This window comes from Arthrobacter sp. yr096 (genome assembly GCF_900108925.1).
Lineage (GTDB): Bacteria > Actinomycetota > Actinomycetes > Actinomycetales > Micrococcaceae > Arthrobacter.
Map to the genome: position 1 here is coordinate 13,579 of NZ_FNYI01000002.1, position 16,028 is coordinate 29,606.

Genomic DNA, 16,028 nt, shown 5'->3' on the forward strand with positions numbered 1-16,028 from the left:
CTTTAATCATGATCAACGTGCTCGTCGCTGATGACGAACTGCCCGCCGTGGAAGAGCTTGCCTTCCTGCTGGGCCGGGATGAGCGGATTGGCATCATCCACCGAGCGTCATCAGGTGCCGAGGCATTACGGAAACTGGAATCGGAGCCTGTGGACGCCGTCTTCCTGGACATCCACATGCCGGCTCTCTCAGGCTTGGACATCGCCCGTGCGATTTCGCGCAGCAGCAGCCCGCCCGCCGTCGTGTTTGTCACCGCCGACGAAGACTGTGCGCTGGAAGCGTTCGACCTCGCCGCCATCGACTACCTTCTGAAACCACTGCGCGCAGAGCGGCTTGCCCGTTCTGTGGACAGGATCAGCGAGCTCATCAAGGACGGAACGCCCGCACCGGAGATGATCACCGTGGACCTCGGCAGTACCACGCGGATGATCCGGCGCGACGACGTCACCTATGTGCAGGCGCAGGGAGACTATGCCCGGCTGCACACGGCCGAGGCCAGTTACCTCATTCGGGTTCCCCTCAGCGACCTTGAACAGAAGTGGGCCGAGGCAGGGTTTATTCGGATCCACCGCTCGTATCTCATCGCACTGAATCACGTCCAGCACCTCAAGCTCTCGGCGACCGGGCCCAGCGTGGCCGTGGCAGGTGCTGAGTTGCCAATCAGCCGACGCCACCTTCCCTCCGTCCGCGACAAGCTGCAGTCCACCCGCATCCGGCCTCAAGGATGACCCGCGTCCGTGTCACAGCGCCGCGGCAGTCTGCCACTGCCGCGCCGGGCCGCTTGCCGTATCCCCGCGAAGTGGCCGAGGACTCGGACGCCGGGAGGATCTTTATCCGTTCACTGATCCGTTCACAGCTGCGTTTGGCCTTGGTAGTGGCCTGCGGATTCCTGATCATTCTTGCTGTTTTCGCGGTCTTCCTCGTCTACGGTCCCGGTGTGGCTGAGACCCGCATCTTCGGTATTCCGCTGGACTGGCTGGTGCTGGGCGCCGGCATTTACCCCGTGATTGGTTTGAGTGCCTGGCTCTACAACCGCGCGGCTGCCCGCAACGAAGCCCGTTACAGGGACCTGGTGGAGGACCAGTGAATCCCGCAGTAGGCCTCATAGCGTTCGTTGCAGTTTCGCTCGCCACGGCTGTCATCGGCTTCTATGGTCTGCGCATCTCGCGGACAACGGGCGACTTTTATGTAGCCTCGCGCACAGTGCCACCCTGGTGGAACGCCTCGGCAATCGGCGGCGAGTACCTGTCCGCTGCCAGCTTCCTGGGCGTCGCCGGCCTGATCCTCTTGTCAGGAACGGATGCCCTGTGGTTCCCCGTGGGTTACACCGCCGGGTACTTGATGCTCCTGCTCTTCGTGGCCGCTCCGCTGCGTCGCTCCGGCGCCTACACCATTCCCGATTTCACCGAAGCCCGCCTGGACTCCGCGCTGGTCCGCCGCGTCACCAGCCTGGTGGTGGTGGCCGTCGGGTGGTTGTACATCGTCCCGCAACTCCACGGCGCCGCGCTCACTATCCGGATCACGACGGGCCTGCCGTCGTGGGTAGGTTCGACGGCGGTGGTGCTGGTGGTGTGCCTCACGGTGGTGGCAGGTGGGATGCGCTCCATCACCTTTGTCCAGGCGTTCCAGTACTGGCTGAAGCTGACTGCTTTGGCCGTACCCGTGGTGTTCGTGCTGCTGGTCCTGGCCGGCAACGGCACGGCACCACAGGCTCCTCTCCCGATCAACCCCACTGGCCAGGCACCTGCGGGCGCCTACCAGCACATTTCGCTGCTGGTCGCTTTGTTGTTCGGAACTCTGGGGCTCCCTCACGTGCTGGTGAGGTTCTACACCAACCCGGATGGGCAATCCGCGCGCCGGACTACATTGATTGTGCTGGGACTACTTTCCGTGTTCTATCTCTTCCCCACGCTCTCGGGCGCCGTGGGAAGGATGTTTGCCCCTGAACTGGCCCAGTCCGGGCAAGCTGATGCCCTGGTGCTCCTGCTGCCCGGCAAACTCATCGGCGGTGTGCCTGGGGACCTGCTGTCAGCGCTGGTTGTGGCCGGGGCCTTCGCCGCCTTCCTGTCCACCACGTCCGGGCTGGTGGTTTCCTTGTCCGGCGTCATCAGCCAGGACTTGTTTGGAGGAAGCGTGCGGGGCTTCCGCCACGCAGCGGTGCTGGCCGCCGTCGTGCCTTTGGGTTTTGCCTTTACCACCGACACGCTGGCTCTGGCGGGGAGTGTTGGCTTGGTCTTCGCTTTCACGGCGTCCACCATTTGCCCGGTGTTGCTGTTGGGGATCTGGTGGCGTGGACTGACTGACGCCGGCGCCATCGCCGGCATGCTGACCGGTGCTTTGCTCTGCGGCGGCGCGATGGTGGTGGGAACGATCATGGGAACAGGGAACGCACCGGCCTGGCTTGCCCAGCCTGCAGCTTGGACTGTGCCTGCTGCCTTCGCGGTGACCGTGACCGTGTCGATCCTGACGAAAGGCCGCGTGCCCGCCTCCGTGAACCGGGTCATGTCCCGGTTGCACGTCCCGGAAAGGCCTGTGGCAACAGAACGGTAGTTGTCGGCGCATCCTGCAGGGTGGACAATGACGCCATGTCCGAGGAACCAGGCCCGGCAGAGCCCGAACCCCTGACGGTTCAGCCAACGTTGTCCCCCAGCATCAGGGCGCAACTGTTGGCCACCGAGCACTGGAGCCTGCTTGCTTCCCGCAGCACCACGCAGAGCGAAGTCCTGACCCGTATCAGCATGTTCCTGACGTTTACTTCAGCAAGCCTCCTGAGTGTGGCCCTCGTTGGTCAGGCCACGCAGTTCTCCGACGCTTTCCGGGCGTTCGCGCTGACCATCCTCAGCATTGACGTCGTGGTCGGCCTGCTGACGCAAATCCGGGTCATGAGCGTGGGAATGGAAGACCTGATGTACGTCGTGGCCATGAACCGGCTCCGGGCCGCCTACGTCGATATGGATCCCGGCATTGCGCCGTACCTCATGGCCGGATACAACGACGACGAGGCAGGGGCCAAGCAGACCTACTACTTCTTCGGCGGCCGACGGGATTTCAGCCAGGTGGCGGGCAGCAGCATGGTCTTCATGCTGACGGCCAACTCAGCCCTCATCGGACTGTTGATCGGTTCCGCCATGGTGGCAGGAGGGATTGCAGTACCCCTGGCAGTCAGCGTGGCAGTAGGCTCGGCGTTGGCCTATTTTGGCCTTGCCATGGCCCGGGGCGGACGCCGGTACTTTGCGGTGTGGAAGAACAACAAGCCCATCTCCCCCACCCCGGGTTAGCCCGCTTTTTCGGACTAATCGATGGCCGCCATGAGTTCCACGACCCGTGCCAGGAAGGCGTCCACCTGGGCTTCTTCGTAGCCTTCGTCGCCCTTGGCTGCACGGAAAACTGCCCGGCGAACGGTGTCCACGCTCAGCGGCTGATCGTGCTCAAGGTACCCGATGAGCTCAGCGCACAGGGCGTCGACGTCCTGGACATTGTAGCTGCGGGTCCTTTTCCTGGACGGGCGGCGAAACCGTTCGCCGTCGGGCCGGTGAAGCCTGCCACGCAGGATGCCTGACAGCTTTCCGATCTGGCGCAGCCAGGCTTCTTCGCCCTGCTGACCGATGAGATCGTCCCGCTCGCGGCGGGCAAAGGCGTCTTCCAGCCGGTCCAAGGCGGCATCGACGCTGTGCGCATCATAGCCACCCTTGACGGGGTCAAAAGCTACATCCCGGACATCCACGCTGGCCACTTGGTCAGCGGTGCCAACGGGGTTTTCAAACGAAGTCCTGGCGCGCTGGAGGAACTCATCCACCTGCTTGGCGTTGTAGCCGTACTTGCTGCGCTCCACGCGATCGAATGTTGCGGGAATCTGGCGTCGAATATCCACTGACACTACTTTTCCTTCATTGGGTTTGTCAGACGCCGCTTAGCAGCGCGAACAGAACATAGGCTACAGGGGCAGCGAACACAATGGAGTCCAATCGGTCCATCACGCCACCATGTCCGGGCAGGATGCTGCTCATGTCCTTGACACCAAGTTCACGCTTGACCATGGACTCCGCGAGGTCTCCAGCCGTTGCTGCAGCAACCATTCCCACGGCCAGCACAAGCCCCACCCACCATGGCTTGTCCAGCAGGAAGATGCAGGCCAGGACACCAATCAGCATGGCTCCGCCAACCGAACCCGCGAAGCCTTCCCACGACTTCTTGGGACTGATCTTGGGGGCCATGGGGTGCTTCCCGAAGGAGGCCCCCACAATGTAGCCGAACGTGTCATTCGAGACCACCAGGAGCAGCATCGAAGCGATCTGCCACGCGCCGTCGGGGATGCCATCCGGCCAGAAACCCACGGGCGTGGCACCACCGGTGGCATGGAGCGGCAAAGCCGCGAAACTGATGAGGAACGGAATCCACGCCAGAGTGAAAACTCCGGAAAAAACGCTGCGGGGCGCCCCGGTGGCGCTCTCAATGGAACGCCACAACAGAACAGCCACGGAGCTGGCCGTCATGGTGAACAGCAAACCTTCAAGTCCGCCGAAGTAGGCAGATACCGGCATCACCAGGCTGCCGATCATCACGGGGACGATCGGCATCCTGGTGCCCTGGGCCTCAAGGGCCCGGAAAACTTCCCACACGCCCAAAACCGCAAATGCGGTGGTGAGCAGGACGAACCCCAGCGGAAGGAACAGCAGCCCTCCCAGCACGGCCAGGAGCATGGAAAGCCCGACGCCGATGGCAGCCGGAAGATTGCGGCCGGCCTTGGGTGTGGGGTTCTCCCGCACACGCCTGGCGCGTTTGGGGGTGTCGCGTGTCGGGACCCGCTCAGCGGGCGCCGGCTCAGCCTGGTTCATCAGACCTCGAGCAGCTCGGCTTCCTTGCGCTTGAGCAATTCATCGATGCTGTCGACGTGCTGCTTGGTGAGGGCGTCGAGCTCCTTCTCAGCGCGCGCGCCTTCGTCCTCGCCTGCTTCGCCGTCCTTGACGAGCTTGTCCAAGGAGTCCTTTGCCTTGCGACGGATGCTGCGGATGGAGACCTTGGCGTCTTCACCCTTGCCCTTGACGATCTTCACGTACTCCTTGCGGCGCTCCTTGGTGAGCTCCGGGATGGTCACGCGAATGACGTTGCCGTCGTTGGACGGGTTGGCGCCAACCTCGGAGTCGCTCAGGGCCTTCTCGATGTCGCGCAACGCAGTCTTGTCGTAAGGGGTGATCAGGATGGTCCGGGCATCCGGCACACCGAACGAGGCCAGCTGCTGGAGCGGCGTAGGGGTGCCGTAGTATTCAACAATCACCTTGTTGTAGAGACCGGGGTTTGCCCGGCCCGTACGGATCGTGGCGAAATCGTCCTTGGCTACCTCAACCGCCTTGTCCATCTTCTCGCCGGCTTCGAGTAAGGTCTCTTCGATCACGGGTTTCTCCTCAGAAAATAGTTGCTGCCCAACTGCAGGCCGCAATGCACAGTAAAGATCCGCCACGAGGGCGGACGGTCCTAGAAATATCCTAGCCCTTGCTAGGGAGTAACCAGGGTTCCCAGCGTTTCGCCGAGGATGGCGCGGGTAACGTTGCCCTCACCTTCCATGCCAAAGACCACCATGGAGAGGTTGTTGTCCTTGCACATGGTCATCGCGGTCTGGTCCATGACACGGATGTCGCGGCGCAGTGCGTCGTCGTAGCTAAGGACGTCCAGCTTCTCGGCCTCGGGATCCTTCTTGGGATCAGCGGTGTAGACGCCGTCCACACCGCTCTTGGCCATGAGGACCACATCAGCGTGGACTTCGAGGGCGCGCTGTGCGGCCACTGTATCCGTGGAGAAGTAAGGCAGCCCTGCGCCTGCGCCGAAAATGACCACGCGGCCCTTTTCCATGTGGCGGATGGCACGGCGGGGAATGTAGGCCTCGGCAACCTGGCCCATGGTGATGGCACTCTGGACACGGGTTTCAACGCCCGCCTGCTCCAGAAAGTCCTGCAGCGCGAGGCAGTTCATGACGGTGCCCAGCATGCCCATATAGTCGGCGCGGGAGCGGTCCATGCCGCTCTGCGACAGCTCGGCACCGCGGAAGAAGTTACCGCCACCAACAACGATGGCTACCTCGACATCGGAGACGGCTGCCGCGATCTGCTTGGCGATGGCCCGGACGGTTTCAGGATCGACGCCGAGCTTGCCGCCGCCGATGACTTCGCCGGAAAGTTTCAGAAGTACACGTCGGCGGGTCTTCTCGGGCTGGATTGCAGTGTTGACGGTTTCCATGGTGCCTCCCGTTGGTGGACTCTGGCTAGATTATCGTGCTGTGGGTCCGCGCAGATACTACCCGGACGGGTGCATGAAAAAGGGGCGGCCACCGAAGTGACCACCCCTTTTCATGAATTACTAGTTTCCTACGCGGAAACGGGTTACTGCAGTTGCCTTGACGCCGGCTTCTTCGAGGACCTGTGCAACGGTCTTCTTGGAATCCTTGGCGAATGCCTGGTCAACCAGAACTTCACCCTTGTAGAAGCCCGTGACGCGGCCTTCCACGATCTTCGAAAGAGCAGCTTCCGGCTTTCCTTCAGCCTTGGCGGTCTCTTCTGCGATGCGGCGCTCGGACTCGACCAGCTCGGCCGGGACGTCTTCGCGGGTCAGGTAGTTCGGGGCCATGGCTGCAACGTGAACAGCGATGTCGTGTGCGGCAGTGGCAGCGGCTTCGCCTTCACCGTCAACAGCGAACAGAACGCCAACCTGTGCAGGGAGGTCCTTGGACGTCTTGTGCAGGTAAGCGTCAACCGTGGTGCCCTCAACGCGGGAGATACGGCGGACAACAACCTTTTCGCCGAGGACAGCGCCCTCTTCGACGACAACCTCGGACAACGGCTTGCCGTCGACCTCGGTGGCCAGCAGGGTCTCGAGGTCGGCTGCGCCGGACTCGACTGCCACGTTGAGGACCTTGTCAGCCAGCTGGATGAACTTGTCAGCCTTGGCGACGAAGTCGGTCTCGCAGTTGACCTCAATCATTACGCCAACGCCGCCGTTGACCTTGGCAGCAACCAGGCCTTCAGCAGTGGAACGGCCTTCGCGCTTGGTAGCACCCTTGAGGCCCTTGATGCGGATGATCTCGATGGCCTTCTCAGCGTCACCGTTGGCTTCGTCAAGAGCCTTCTTGACGTCCATCATGCCGGCGCCGGTACGCTCGCGCAGGGCCTTGATGTCAGCAGCAGTGTAGTTCGCCATGTGAACCCCTCTGTCTAGAAATTTGTGTGTTTACGGACTGACAGGACGGCAGCCCACCGTGTGAGCCGCCATCCTGTCAGTTGCCCCCGATGCTGTTTCCGGCATCAGGGAAGGTCCAGATTTACTTGGCTTCAGCTTCGCCGGCTGCAGCTTCAGTTGCCTCGGGAGCCTCAGCTGCGGGAGCTTCTGCTGCCGGAGCCTCGGTTGCCGCTGCTTCTTCGGCCTTGCTGCCTTCGAGGAGCTCGCGCTCCCACTCGGCCAGCGGCTCTTCCGGAGCTTCGGTGGTGCCGGTTGCGCGCTGGTTACGGGCGATGAGGCCCTCAGCTACGGCGTCGGCAACAACGCGGGTGAGCAGGTTGACGGAGCGGATGGCGTCGTCGTTACCCGGGATCGGGAAGTCAACTTCGTCGGGATCGCAGTTGGTGTCCAGGATGGCAACAACCGGGATGTTCAGCTTCTTGGCTTCGTCAACAGCAAGGTGTTCCTTCTTGGTGTCAACAACCCACAGAACCGAGGGAGCCTTGGTCAGGTTGCGGATACCACCGAGGTTGGACTCAAGCTTGGTGAGTTCGCGCTTGAGGAGCAGGAGCTCCTTCTTGGTGTAAGCCGAGCCTGCGACGTCGTCGAAGTTGATCTCTTCGAGTTCCTTCATGCGCTGGATGCGCTTGGCGACGGTCTGGAAGTTGGTGAGCATACCGCCCAACCAACGCTGGTTGACGTACGGCTGGCCAACACGGGTAGCCTGCTCGGCAATTGCTTCCTGAGCCTGCTTCTTGGTGCCGACGAACAGGACGGTGCCGCCGTGGGCGACAGTAGCCTTGACGAACTCGTAGGCGCGGTCGATGTAGGACAGCGACTGCTGGAGGTCAATGATGTAGATGCCGTTGCGCTCCGTGAAGATGAAGCGCTTCATCTTCGGGTTCCAACGACGGGTCTGGTGTCCAAAGTGGACGCCGCTGTCAAGCAGCTGGCGCATAGTTACGACGGGCATGCCGACGCTCCTTCCGGCAGGTCATTCATGAGAGAGCCCATGGGGCTGCTCTTACCCTGCCAATAGTTGACGGTTGTTTAGCCTTTGCCCGGACGGGCGCGGCTCCTGGCATCCATTGCGCTTCTCATCCGGTGGAAGCCTGGGCTCAGCCGGACCGCAAGAGGCACAATCCTCCGCAGCCTGAAGCCATGAGGCTTCGCTGGTGGAGGGCTGGATACGCGTAGTCAGCCTGGGGCCCCCGCATATCTGAATGAGACATGCTCCTGAACAAGCCTGAGGGCACAGCAAACTGCTCCACCAAGTGTACTACAGCGGCCCCACCGGTTTGACCGCTCACCACCACCCGTTGTCCACATACGGAGGCCCGGGGATCGATCCATCCAAAGCTCTCCATGAGGCTGGGTTCATGACCCTTTTGAAGGCCCTGATGGCCACCGCTGCTGCCCTCGCTGTCATGGGTGCCACCGCAAGTACTCCGGCGCCGGCCAGCCCGCACTGGAGCTGGCCCCTCTCCCCTAAACCATCCGTCCTGCGGACGTTCGATCCGCCGGACAAGCCATGGCTCAGCGGGCATCGCGGTGTGGACTTGGGACCAGCGGCCGACGGCGGCCCGGTCACCGCGCCGTCCGACGGTGTGGTGACCTTTGCCGGCGTCGTCGTGGACCGCCCCGTCATCACGATCGATCAAGGTAACGGCCTGCGGAGCAGTTTCGAGCCGGTGGCCAGTGGACTGAAGCCCGGGGATGCAGTCAGGAAGGGCCAGGTCCTCGGTTCGCTTGAGCCGGGTCATTGCGGCAGCACTACGTGCTTGCACTGGGGCGTGAGGCGGGGCGATGACTATGTCAATCCCCTGGGATTCCTGGCGGACATGCGGCCGTCCGTCCTGCTTCCACTGGAGTGATTCCCCCTGGCAGAGTCCACCGTGCTGTTTCCCGGCCCATCAGCGCACTTTCCAGACCGGCCCCTCAGCGCACTTTCTAGACGATCGCCGAAACCCCGGTGATGGCGCGGCCGGTGACCAAGGTGTTGATCTCGTGGGTGCCCTCATAGGAATAGATGGCCTCTGCATCAGAGAAAATCTTCGCCATGCCGTAATCGGTGACGATTCCGTTGCCGCCCAGGATGCTGCGACCCAACGCGACACTTTCACGCATGCGGGCGGTGGTGAAGGCCTTGGCAAGGGCCGATTGTTCGTCCTTGGCAACGCCTGCGTCCTCAAGCTGGGCCAAGCGGACCATCATGCCCATGGACGCCACGGTGTTCCCAAGGATCTGCACCAACTGGTTCTGCACCAGCTGGAACGCCGCCAGAGGCCTGCCAAACTGCTGGCGCTCCACGGCATAGCTGCGGGCGACGTCGAAAGCGGCCATCTGAAGCCCAACAGCCTGCCAAGCCACGGCCAGGCGAGTGACTTTGAGGACCTTGTTGGTGTCACGGAAGCTGTTGCCGTTGGCCAGCTTGAAGAAGTCCGGCACCACCACGTTGTCCAGGGTGATGTCCGCGTTCTGCACGGTGCGCAAGGAGATCTTGTTCTCGATCTTGCTGGCGGAGTATCCCGGAAGGGAGGTGTCCACCAGGAACGCTTTGACCTGGTTGTCGGCGACGTCCTTGGCGTAGATGACCACCCAATCGGAGAACGTGGCGTTGCCGATCCATCGCTTGGCACCGTTGAGGATCCAGTTGTTGCCGTCGCGCCGGGCCGTGGTGCGCGTGCCCCCGGCAACATCCGAACCTCCCAGTGGTTCGGTCAGGCCGAAGGCGCCGATCTTCTTCAGGGAGTAGATGTCCGGCAGCCAGGCGTCCTTCTGCTCCTGCGACGCAAGCGCCTCGATGGAGCCTGTGAAAAGGCCGTCGTGAACGCCCATGAACGTGGCGATGGACGCATCCGCGCGGGTCACCTCCGCGTGGAGCATTCCAGCGAAGAGGTTGGAGTAGCCCTGCCGGCGGACCGGGCTCACCAGATCGAGCTCGCCAAGCTTGGGAATGAGGTCCATGGGGAATTCGCCACGGTTCCAGCAGTCCACCGCGATGGGCTTGACCTCACGGGCCAGGAAGTCGCGGACCTCAGCCAGGCGGTCCTGCTCTTTGCCGGTCAGCATCTGCTCGAAGGCGTAGAAGTCACCGTCGGCATAGGGAAGGGTGGTGGCGTCGAATGCAGCGTTGGACATGTTCGCTCCTTCAAGGGTGGTCACCTGCGACCAAGACTAAGTTACTGATGAGTAACATACCGCACTTGGGAGGGAACACAAAAGAGCCGTGGCCGACAATCCAGGATTGTCGGCCACGGCTCCTGCCATGAAATGTAGGGCTACTCGGACTTGAACCGAGGACCTTAGGATTATGAGTCCCGCGCTCTAACCAGCTGAGCTATAGCCCCGTAAAACCCGGATCAGCCACCGTAAGGCAGCGGTCCCGGGCAAAGCACTCTAGCAATACTAATGGCTGCGAGTGAGTGCTTTGGTCACACCACCTTGTCCTCGTAGGAAGCTCCGCGGTAGAGGTCCTCAAACGTCTGGAGTGTGCCGTTGATGCTGTGCGGCTCCACCATTTCGCGGCTCAGCTTGCCCATGGCTTCCAACTCGCCCTTGGGCAACTCCACCAGCTGGGTGATCTTGGCAGCGAGTTCGGTGCTGTCGTTGGGCGTGAAGAGGTAGCCGTTTTCGCCGTCACGCACCAGGTGCGGCAGGGCCATCGCGTTGGCGAGCAGCACGGGCGTGGAGGCGGACATGGCCTCCAGCGTCACCAAGGACTGGAGTTCGGCTGTGCCGGGCATGCAGAAGATGTCAGCCTTGATGTAGGCCTCACGCAAGTCCTCGTCACTCGCCAGGCCCAGGAACTTCACCCGATCCCCCAAACCAAGCCTGGCCACCTGGGCCTCGAGGGCCGGACGGACTTCCCCGCCTCCCACGACCTCCAGGTGTACATTCAAGGCGCGCGGTGTCTTGGCCACGGCGTCGATCAGGACGTCAACGTGCTTCTCTTCAGCGAGTCGCCCCGCAAAAAGAACCGTGGGGTTGCTGTGCGGTTCGATGCTTTCACCGGGCTGCAGTTCGTAGGCCGCTGAATCGATGCCATTGGACAGGGGCAGTACTTTGCGCAGGAACGCGTGCTGGTGCATGGCTTTCGCCGCAAGCGGCGTGGGCGTGGTGACCACGTCGGCCTGGCCCATGACCTTGCCCATGTCCTTCCAGGAGATGCGGCCCACGATGTCCTTGAACCACTGCGGGAAAGGCAGGAAGGGGTTCAGGTTCTCCGGCATGAAGTGGTTGGTGGCCACAACCCGGATGCCACGCTTTACGGCCTCATAAAGGACGTGCTCGCCAATCATGTAGTGGCTCTGGATGTGGACAACGTCGGGCTGGACCTTGTCGAACAGCAGGCTGATTTCCTTCTTGATTTCCCACGGGAAGCAGATGCGGAAGTACTCGTGGGTGAAGACGCCATGGGAGCGGAGGCGGTGGACGGTGGCTTCGCCGCGGAACTCGGTGTAGCTCTTGCCCGTGTCTGGCCGGCAAGCCAACACGTGCACGTTGTGGCCACGTGCCGTCATCCCCTTGGCCAGGCGGTAACCGAACTGGGCGGCTCCGTTGACGTGCGGCGGGTAGGTATCCGCGGCAATCAGGATGGTGAGGGGCTTGTTGGTGTCGGGAATGGTCACGTGGAGAACTCCTGATGGTCACGGTGCGGACAGCGTTGCTTGTGGCAATGCTGCGGTGTCGCCGGGTTGCCGACCGCAGAACGGTGGCGCAAGGTAGTGATTTGCCCTAGGCCTTACGGCTGGCTGCCGCCTTCGTGTCCTTCTTGCGTTTGGTGACTTCCGGATGGTGCCGGCTCAGGGCAATAACCCCCACGATAGCAAGCGTAGCGGCCGCAGCCATGGCGATCGCCATCACGGCATGCACATCGGGACGAAGCTCACCAAGGATGACGATGCCGATAGCGATGCCCACCATGGGGTCGATGACGGTCAGGCCGGCGATCACCAGATCAGGCGGCCCTCCGGAGTAGGCACTCTGGACGAACCAGGAACCCAGCCCGCCGGCGGCCACGATGGCGATCAGGGTGTACCACTGGACGTTGAGCAGGAACAGCCCGTTGGGATCGAGCAGGTGCTTGCCGATGATGCGGGTGAGCACAGCCACGAATCCAAACAGGACACCGGCGCCCAGGATGTAGATGAAGGCACTCATCCGGTGCTTGAACAGGACGGCCAATGTCCCAAAAAGCCCCACTGCCAGGGCAAGCAGCAGGACGATGGTCAGCTCGTCCTCGCTGTTGACATGGTGGTTCTCCTGGGTGACGTTGACGGCGAGCAAAACAAACAACGCCGAACCCGTGACGCAGGCGCTGATGGCCACCACCGTGGCGCGGTTGATGCTCAGTCCCTGGTCCTTGGCGTTAACCACCGTGGTGATCACCAGAGCGATTGCACCAATGGGTTGGACCACGGTGAGGGGTGCGGACACCAGGGCAATGGCGTTCATCACCATTCCGAGGGCTAGGAACAAAAGGCCGAGCATCCACCGCGGATTGCGCAGGAGCCGGAGGAAGCCGTTGGAGCTCAGTGCCAGCCCACCGGTATCAGCTTTGACTGCGCTGCCCTGCCGCTGCGCCCCGATGGCGAGGAAGAAGGCACCAAGTACCGCCAGGAAGACCGCAAGCCAGACCATCAGGCGTGTCCGCCGTCGTCGGATTTCAATTCTTTACCCTTACGCAAGATGGCCCAGAAGTAGTTGTACGCCGCAATCCAGTGGCCAAGAAGGCCCAATCCAAGGAATGTCCATGCGGCCACGAAGTACACCTCGGTGAACGGAATCGGCAGCTTGGACAGGACCAGCAGCGGCGTGCCAACCAGCAGCAGGGCCGTGCGGATTTTTCCGATGATGCTCACAGGAAGGTCCGGGTGGCTCCGGAAGTAGATCAGGGATGCAATGGCCAGGATCGCGTCCGGCACCAACAGCGCGGCGAGGTACCACCACTGCACGACGCCGGCAATCGCCAAGGTGAAGGCGACAGCCAGGAGCGCGGCCCTGTCCGCCATCGGATCGAGGATCCTGCCCAGCTTGGAGGTCTGGTCGAAACGCCGGGCGATGTAGCCGTCCACCCAGTCGGTACTTCCCATGATGACGAGCACCAGGACCGCGAAGCCGTATTCCTGTTCAGACAAGACCAGCCACACGAAAAGCGGTACGCCCATGAAACGCAGGACGGTGAGGATGTTGGGAACGGTGAAGATAAGGTCATGGTCAACCTGTGGCCGGTCGGGATGCGATCCAGCACCGATCAATCTCATGTGTCCCCCTTCCTCGTTTCAGTGTTTCTTGCTGCTGCCGGACGCTACTTCTTCAGCAACTTCCGCAGTGCCACAACGAACACCACGGCAGCGGCGGCAAATGCAGCGAGGTCCTTCCAACGCGCCGCAAGGCGCTCCGAAAGGCTGTCCGGCACGGAGTCCCCGAGGTCTGCGAGTTTGGCGGCGGCGAATTCCTTGCCCTCCTGGAACTTGCCGTTGGCGCTGTCCAGCAACGCCTGTCCTTGCTTCTTCACGTCCAGCTGCTCGCCAAGTTCGTCACGGACTCCAGTCAGGTGTTCGCGGCGCCTCTTCAGGCGGGAGCGAAGTTCGGCTTCTGTGGGCGCCTTGACGGCGTCGGCTTCCTTTGCGGCTTCCTTCGCAGCTTTCTCCGCCTTGGCCTTCTCCGCTGCAGCTTCCTTCTCGGCCTTGGCAGCCTTGGCAGCGGGTGAGTTCGGATCCAGGATGGACTCGTCGAAGGCAGAGCCCTCCTTGACGATTCCAAGATCGTGCTTGATGCCACGGATGGTGTCCTCCGGGACCAAGGGCATGGCCTTCTTGAACTTGGCGATGCCTATCAGGGATGCGACGGCCACCACCAGCAAGAAGAACGCAGCGACGATCAGCGCGGCGAGCCAGCCAGGCATGATGGTGGCCAGCCCCAGAATCGCCGCGACCACCAGCGCGATGACCAGCAGCGAGAGGAAGACCAGGGCCACGCCGAAGAAGGCACCTGCTACGCCAACCTGGGTGGCCTTGCGCTTGAGTTCCACCTTGGCCAAGGCGATTTCGTCGTTGATTTGCCTCGGGGCCAACCGCGCAACGAGCTTGAGGGTCTTCGGCAAAGTACGAATGGCTGGTCCTTGACTGGTCCGGCCGGTGTGACGTCCACTCATGGGTTCCGCCTAACTGCTTTCCTCTGGGCATCGTGTCGGGCGAACGCAGGCTGAAATCTACAGCCGCGGACACCTGTCCTCAAAGCTATCATTCAGGTTCCTGCTGAACTTTCGGGACTGCACTGCGGCGCGCCTGTCATACGCCGAATAAATATGATCTGGGCCATAGGATAGATGATCGTGACCTCTCCCATTGCTCCGGGCGATTCCCTGAGCCGACGCGAAAAACTTGTCTACATTCTCCTGCTGGGTGCGTTGACTGCCCTGGGTCCCTTCACCATTGATCTCTACCTTCCGGCCTTCCCTGCGCTGGAAGAGAGCTTCGATGTCTCAGCAGCTGCCATCCAGCTCACCCTGACCGGTACCACCGTTGGCTTCGGTCTTGGCCAGTTGGTGGTGGGACCCTTCAGCGACAAGGTGGGACGCCGATTGCCGCTCATCCTTGCCACGGCAGTCCACATCGGTTCGTCACTGGGTGCGGCGTTGGCAACGGACATTGGGATGCTTTCACTCTTCCGCGTCCTGATGGGAATCGGCGCTGCCGGAGGCGGTGTGGTTGCGATGGCCATGGTGCGTGACCTCTTCCACGGCTACTCCATGGTGCGGATGTTCTCGCGGATGTCACTGGTCAACGGGCTGGCCCCCATCCTGGCTCCCGTCATCGGGTCGCAGTTGCTGTTGGCCTTCCCGTGGCCCGGCATTTTCTACTTCCTGGCCGGCTACGGCCTGCTGGTAATCCTTGCGTCCGTCTTCTTCATCAAGGAAACACTTCCGGCGGACCAGAGGGGCAAGTCCACCGTCACAGTGGCGCAACGCTACAAAACCGTCCTGACGGACAGGATCTTCGTTGGCATGGTACTGGTGGGAAGCCTGAACTTCGGCGGATTGTTCGCCTACCTGTCGGCGTCCACTTTCCTCTTCCAGGACGTCTATGGGTTCTCGCCACAGGAGTACGGCATCCTGTTCGGGATCAATTCACTGGGCATCGTGGCAGGCGTCCAAATCAGCTCGCGCCTGATCAGGCGGGTGGCCCCGCAATGGATCGTGGCAGGGGCAACGCTCTTCATGGTGCTCATGGCCGCCCTGATCGTCGTTCTGGACGTGTTACATGTGGGTCTCTGGGGCATTCTCCTTCCGCTGTGGTTCTACATTTGTGCAACGGGCTTCATGTTCCCCTGCGTTCAGGTCCTGTCCCTGGCGAACCACGGGGCACAGGCCGGCACCGCTGCATCGCTCCTGGGTGCGTCCCAATTCATGATGGCCGGCATTGTCCCGCCGGTGGTGGGTTGGCTCGGCGTCAAGTCCGCCGTCCCCATGGGCTCGGTCATGGCCGTCTGCATCATCGGGGCGATTATTGCCCTCTGGCTGGTGGTCCGGCCCAGGTCCGTTCCGTCCATCCATTAGGACCGTCCACGTAGGCTGACACCATGACCAAGAAACCGCACCGCAACGGCAGGGGCCTCTTCCTGGGAGCCTTGCTGGGTGCCATCGCCGGGGCCCTGCTGGGACGCGCTGCGGGAAGTGCCCTTTTTGGAGCGATTCTGGGGGCGGTGATCGGGGCTGCGGTGCTGTACCGCGTCAACCCTGGCCCCTGGAACCGGGACTAAGCCGCGCTCCACGGGCGACGCGCCGTCGTCGCAAGTCCTTGGCCCCTCCCCTAACG

The 16,028-nt window shown here is 62.2% G+C and carries 18 protein-coding genes and 1 tRNA gene; 7 read left to right on the forward strand and 12 right to left on the reverse strand.

The window, feature by feature from the left end:
- The first annotated feature begins 8 nt into the window (after positions 1-8).
- The 4 genes from BMY91_RS04970 to BMY91_RS04985 are packed head-to-tail and all read left to right on the forward strand — an operon-like array spanning position 9 to position 3,278.
- Positions 9-728: a LytR/AlgR family response regulator transcription factor gene (locus BMY91_RS04970; RefSeq protein ID WP_090819238.1), complete on the forward strand. Its 720-nt coding sequence runs from the start codon at positions 9-11 to the stop codon at positions 726-728.
- Positions 725-1,087, forward strand: coding sequence for a DUF485 domain-containing protein (locus tag BMY91_RS04975; protein ID WP_090819241.1), 363 nt, complete (start codon positions 725-727; stop codon positions 1,085-1,087). The genes BMY91_RS04970 and BMY91_RS04975 overlap by 4 nt, the downstream gene beginning before the upstream one ends.
- Positions 1,084-2,550, forward strand: a complete 1,467-nt coding sequence (locus BMY91_RS04980) for a sodium/solute symporter (protein ID WP_090819244.1) — start codon at positions 1,084-1,086, stop codon at positions 2,548-2,550. Before BMY91_RS04975 ends, BMY91_RS04980 begins: the two co-directional genes overlap by 4 nt.
- 35 nt (positions 2,551-2,585) lie before the next feature.
- Positions 2,586-3,278, forward strand: coding sequence for a hypothetical protein (locus BMY91_RS04985; protein ID WP_090819246.1), 693 nt, complete (start codon positions 2,586-2,588; stop codon positions 3,276-3,278).
- Positions 3,279-3,292: 14 nt separating this feature from the next.
- On the opposite strand, the gene BMY91_RS04990 is transcribed toward BMY91_RS04985, so the two are convergent.
- The 6 genes from BMY91_RS04990 to rpsB all read right to left on the reverse strand — a co-directional run bounded on the left by BMY91_RS04990 (position 3,293) and on the right by rpsB (position 8,179).
- Positions 3,293-3,877 carry a DivIVA domain-containing protein gene (locus BMY91_RS04990; protein WP_090819249.1) on the reverse strand — a complete coding sequence of 195 codons (585 nt, stop codon included), beginning with the start codon at positions 3,875-3,877 and terminating at the stop codon, positions 3,293-3,295.
- Between the two features lie 22 nt (positions 3,878-3,899).
- Complete coding sequence (locus BMY91_RS04995; protein WP_090819253.1) at positions 3,900-4,835, reverse strand: phosphatidate cytidylyltransferase; 936 nt, start codon at positions 4,833-4,835, stop codon at positions 3,900-3,902.
- Positions 4,835-5,392: a ribosome recycling factor gene (frr, locus tag BMY91_RS05000; RefSeq protein WP_090819256.1), complete on the reverse strand. Its 558-nt coding sequence runs from the start codon at positions 5,390-5,392 to the stop codon at positions 4,835-4,837. Before frr ends, BMY91_RS04995 begins: the two co-directional genes overlap by 1 nt.
- A 101-nt stretch (positions 5,393-5,493) precedes the next feature.
- Entirely contained in the window at positions 5,494-6,231 is a 738-nt protein-coding gene (gene pyrH / locus BMY91_RS05005) for a UMP kinase (RefSeq protein WP_026541490.1), read from the reverse strand.
- Between the two features lie 120 nt (positions 6,232-6,351).
- Positions 6,352-7,188, reverse strand: a complete 837-nt coding sequence (gene tsf, locus BMY91_RS05010; RefSeq protein ID WP_011774217.1) for a translation elongation factor Ts — start codon at positions 7,186-7,188, stop codon at positions 6,352-6,354.
- 121 nt (positions 7,189-7,309) lie between these two features.
- The gene (rpsB, locus tag BMY91_RS05015; RefSeq protein ID WP_090819258.1) at positions 7,310-8,179 is read right to left on the reverse strand and encodes a 30S ribosomal protein S2; all 870 of its coding nucleotides are present in this window, start codon (positions 8,177-8,179) and stop codon (positions 7,310-7,312) included.
- A 406-nt stretch (positions 8,180-8,585) separates the two neighbouring features.
- On the opposite strand from rpsB, the gene BMY91_RS05020 reads away from it, so the two are divergent.
- Positions 8,586-9,080 carry a M23 family metallopeptidase gene (locus tag BMY91_RS05020; RefSeq protein WP_090819261.1) on the forward strand — a complete coding sequence of 165 codons (495 nt, stop codon included), beginning with the start codon at positions 8,586-8,588 and terminating at the stop codon, positions 9,078-9,080.
- Between the two features lie 76 nt (positions 9,081-9,156).
- Here BMY91_RS05020 and BMY91_RS05025 read toward each other — a convergent pair whose 3' ends face one another.
- From BMY91_RS05025 to BMY91_RS05050, 6 genes are all read right to left on the reverse strand, one after another.
- Positions 9,157-10,347 (reverse strand): acyl-CoA dehydrogenase family protein, encoded by a 1,191-nt coding sequence (locus BMY91_RS05025; RefSeq protein ID WP_090819264.1) that lies wholly within the window; start codon positions 10,345-10,347, stop codon positions 9,157-9,159.
- Between the two features lie 135 nt (positions 10,348-10,482).
- Positions 10,483-10,556, reverse strand: a tRNA-Ile gene (locus BMY91_RS05030).
- An 84-nt stretch (positions 10,557-10,640) separates the two neighbouring features.
- Positions 10,641-11,837 (reverse strand): glycosyltransferase, encoded by a 1,197-nt coding sequence (locus BMY91_RS05035; protein ID WP_090819267.1) that lies wholly within the window; start codon positions 11,835-11,837, stop codon positions 10,641-10,643.
- A 106-nt stretch (positions 11,838-11,943) separates the two neighbouring features.
- Positions 11,944-12,849 (reverse strand): DMT family transporter, encoded by a 906-nt coding sequence (locus BMY91_RS05040; protein WP_090819270.1) that lies wholly within the window; start codon positions 12,847-12,849, stop codon positions 11,944-11,946.
- The gene (locus BMY91_RS05045; RefSeq protein WP_090819274.1) at positions 12,849-13,472 is read right to left on the reverse strand and encodes a CDP-alcohol phosphatidyltransferase family protein; all 624 of its coding nucleotides are present in this window, start codon (positions 13,470-13,472) and stop codon (positions 12,849-12,851) included. The genes BMY91_RS05040 and BMY91_RS05045 overlap by 1 nt, the downstream gene beginning before the upstream one ends.
- Before the next feature lie 44 nt (positions 13,473-13,516).
- The gene (locus BMY91_RS05050; RefSeq protein WP_090819277.1) at positions 13,517-14,365 is read right to left on the reverse strand and encodes a phage holin family protein; all 849 of its coding nucleotides are present in this window, start codon (positions 14,363-14,365) and stop codon (positions 13,517-13,519) included.
- Positions 14,366-14,539: 174 nt separating this feature from the next.
- Here BMY91_RS05050 and BMY91_RS05055 point away from each other — a divergent pair, with 174 nt between their 5' ends.
- Both BMY91_RS05055 and BMY91_RS05060 read left to right on the forward strand, forming a co-directional pair.
- Positions 14,540-15,769, forward strand: coding sequence for a multidrug effflux MFS transporter (locus BMY91_RS05055; protein WP_090819280.1), 1,230 nt, complete (start codon positions 14,540-14,542; stop codon positions 15,767-15,769).
- Between the two features lie 23 nt (positions 15,770-15,792).
- The gene (locus BMY91_RS05060; protein ID WP_090819282.1) at positions 15,793-15,972 is read left to right on the forward strand and encodes a glycine zipper domain-containing protein; all 180 of its coding nucleotides are present in this window, start codon (positions 15,793-15,795) and stop codon (positions 15,970-15,972) included.
- The last annotated feature ends 56 nt before the right edge of the window (positions 15,973-16,028 follow it).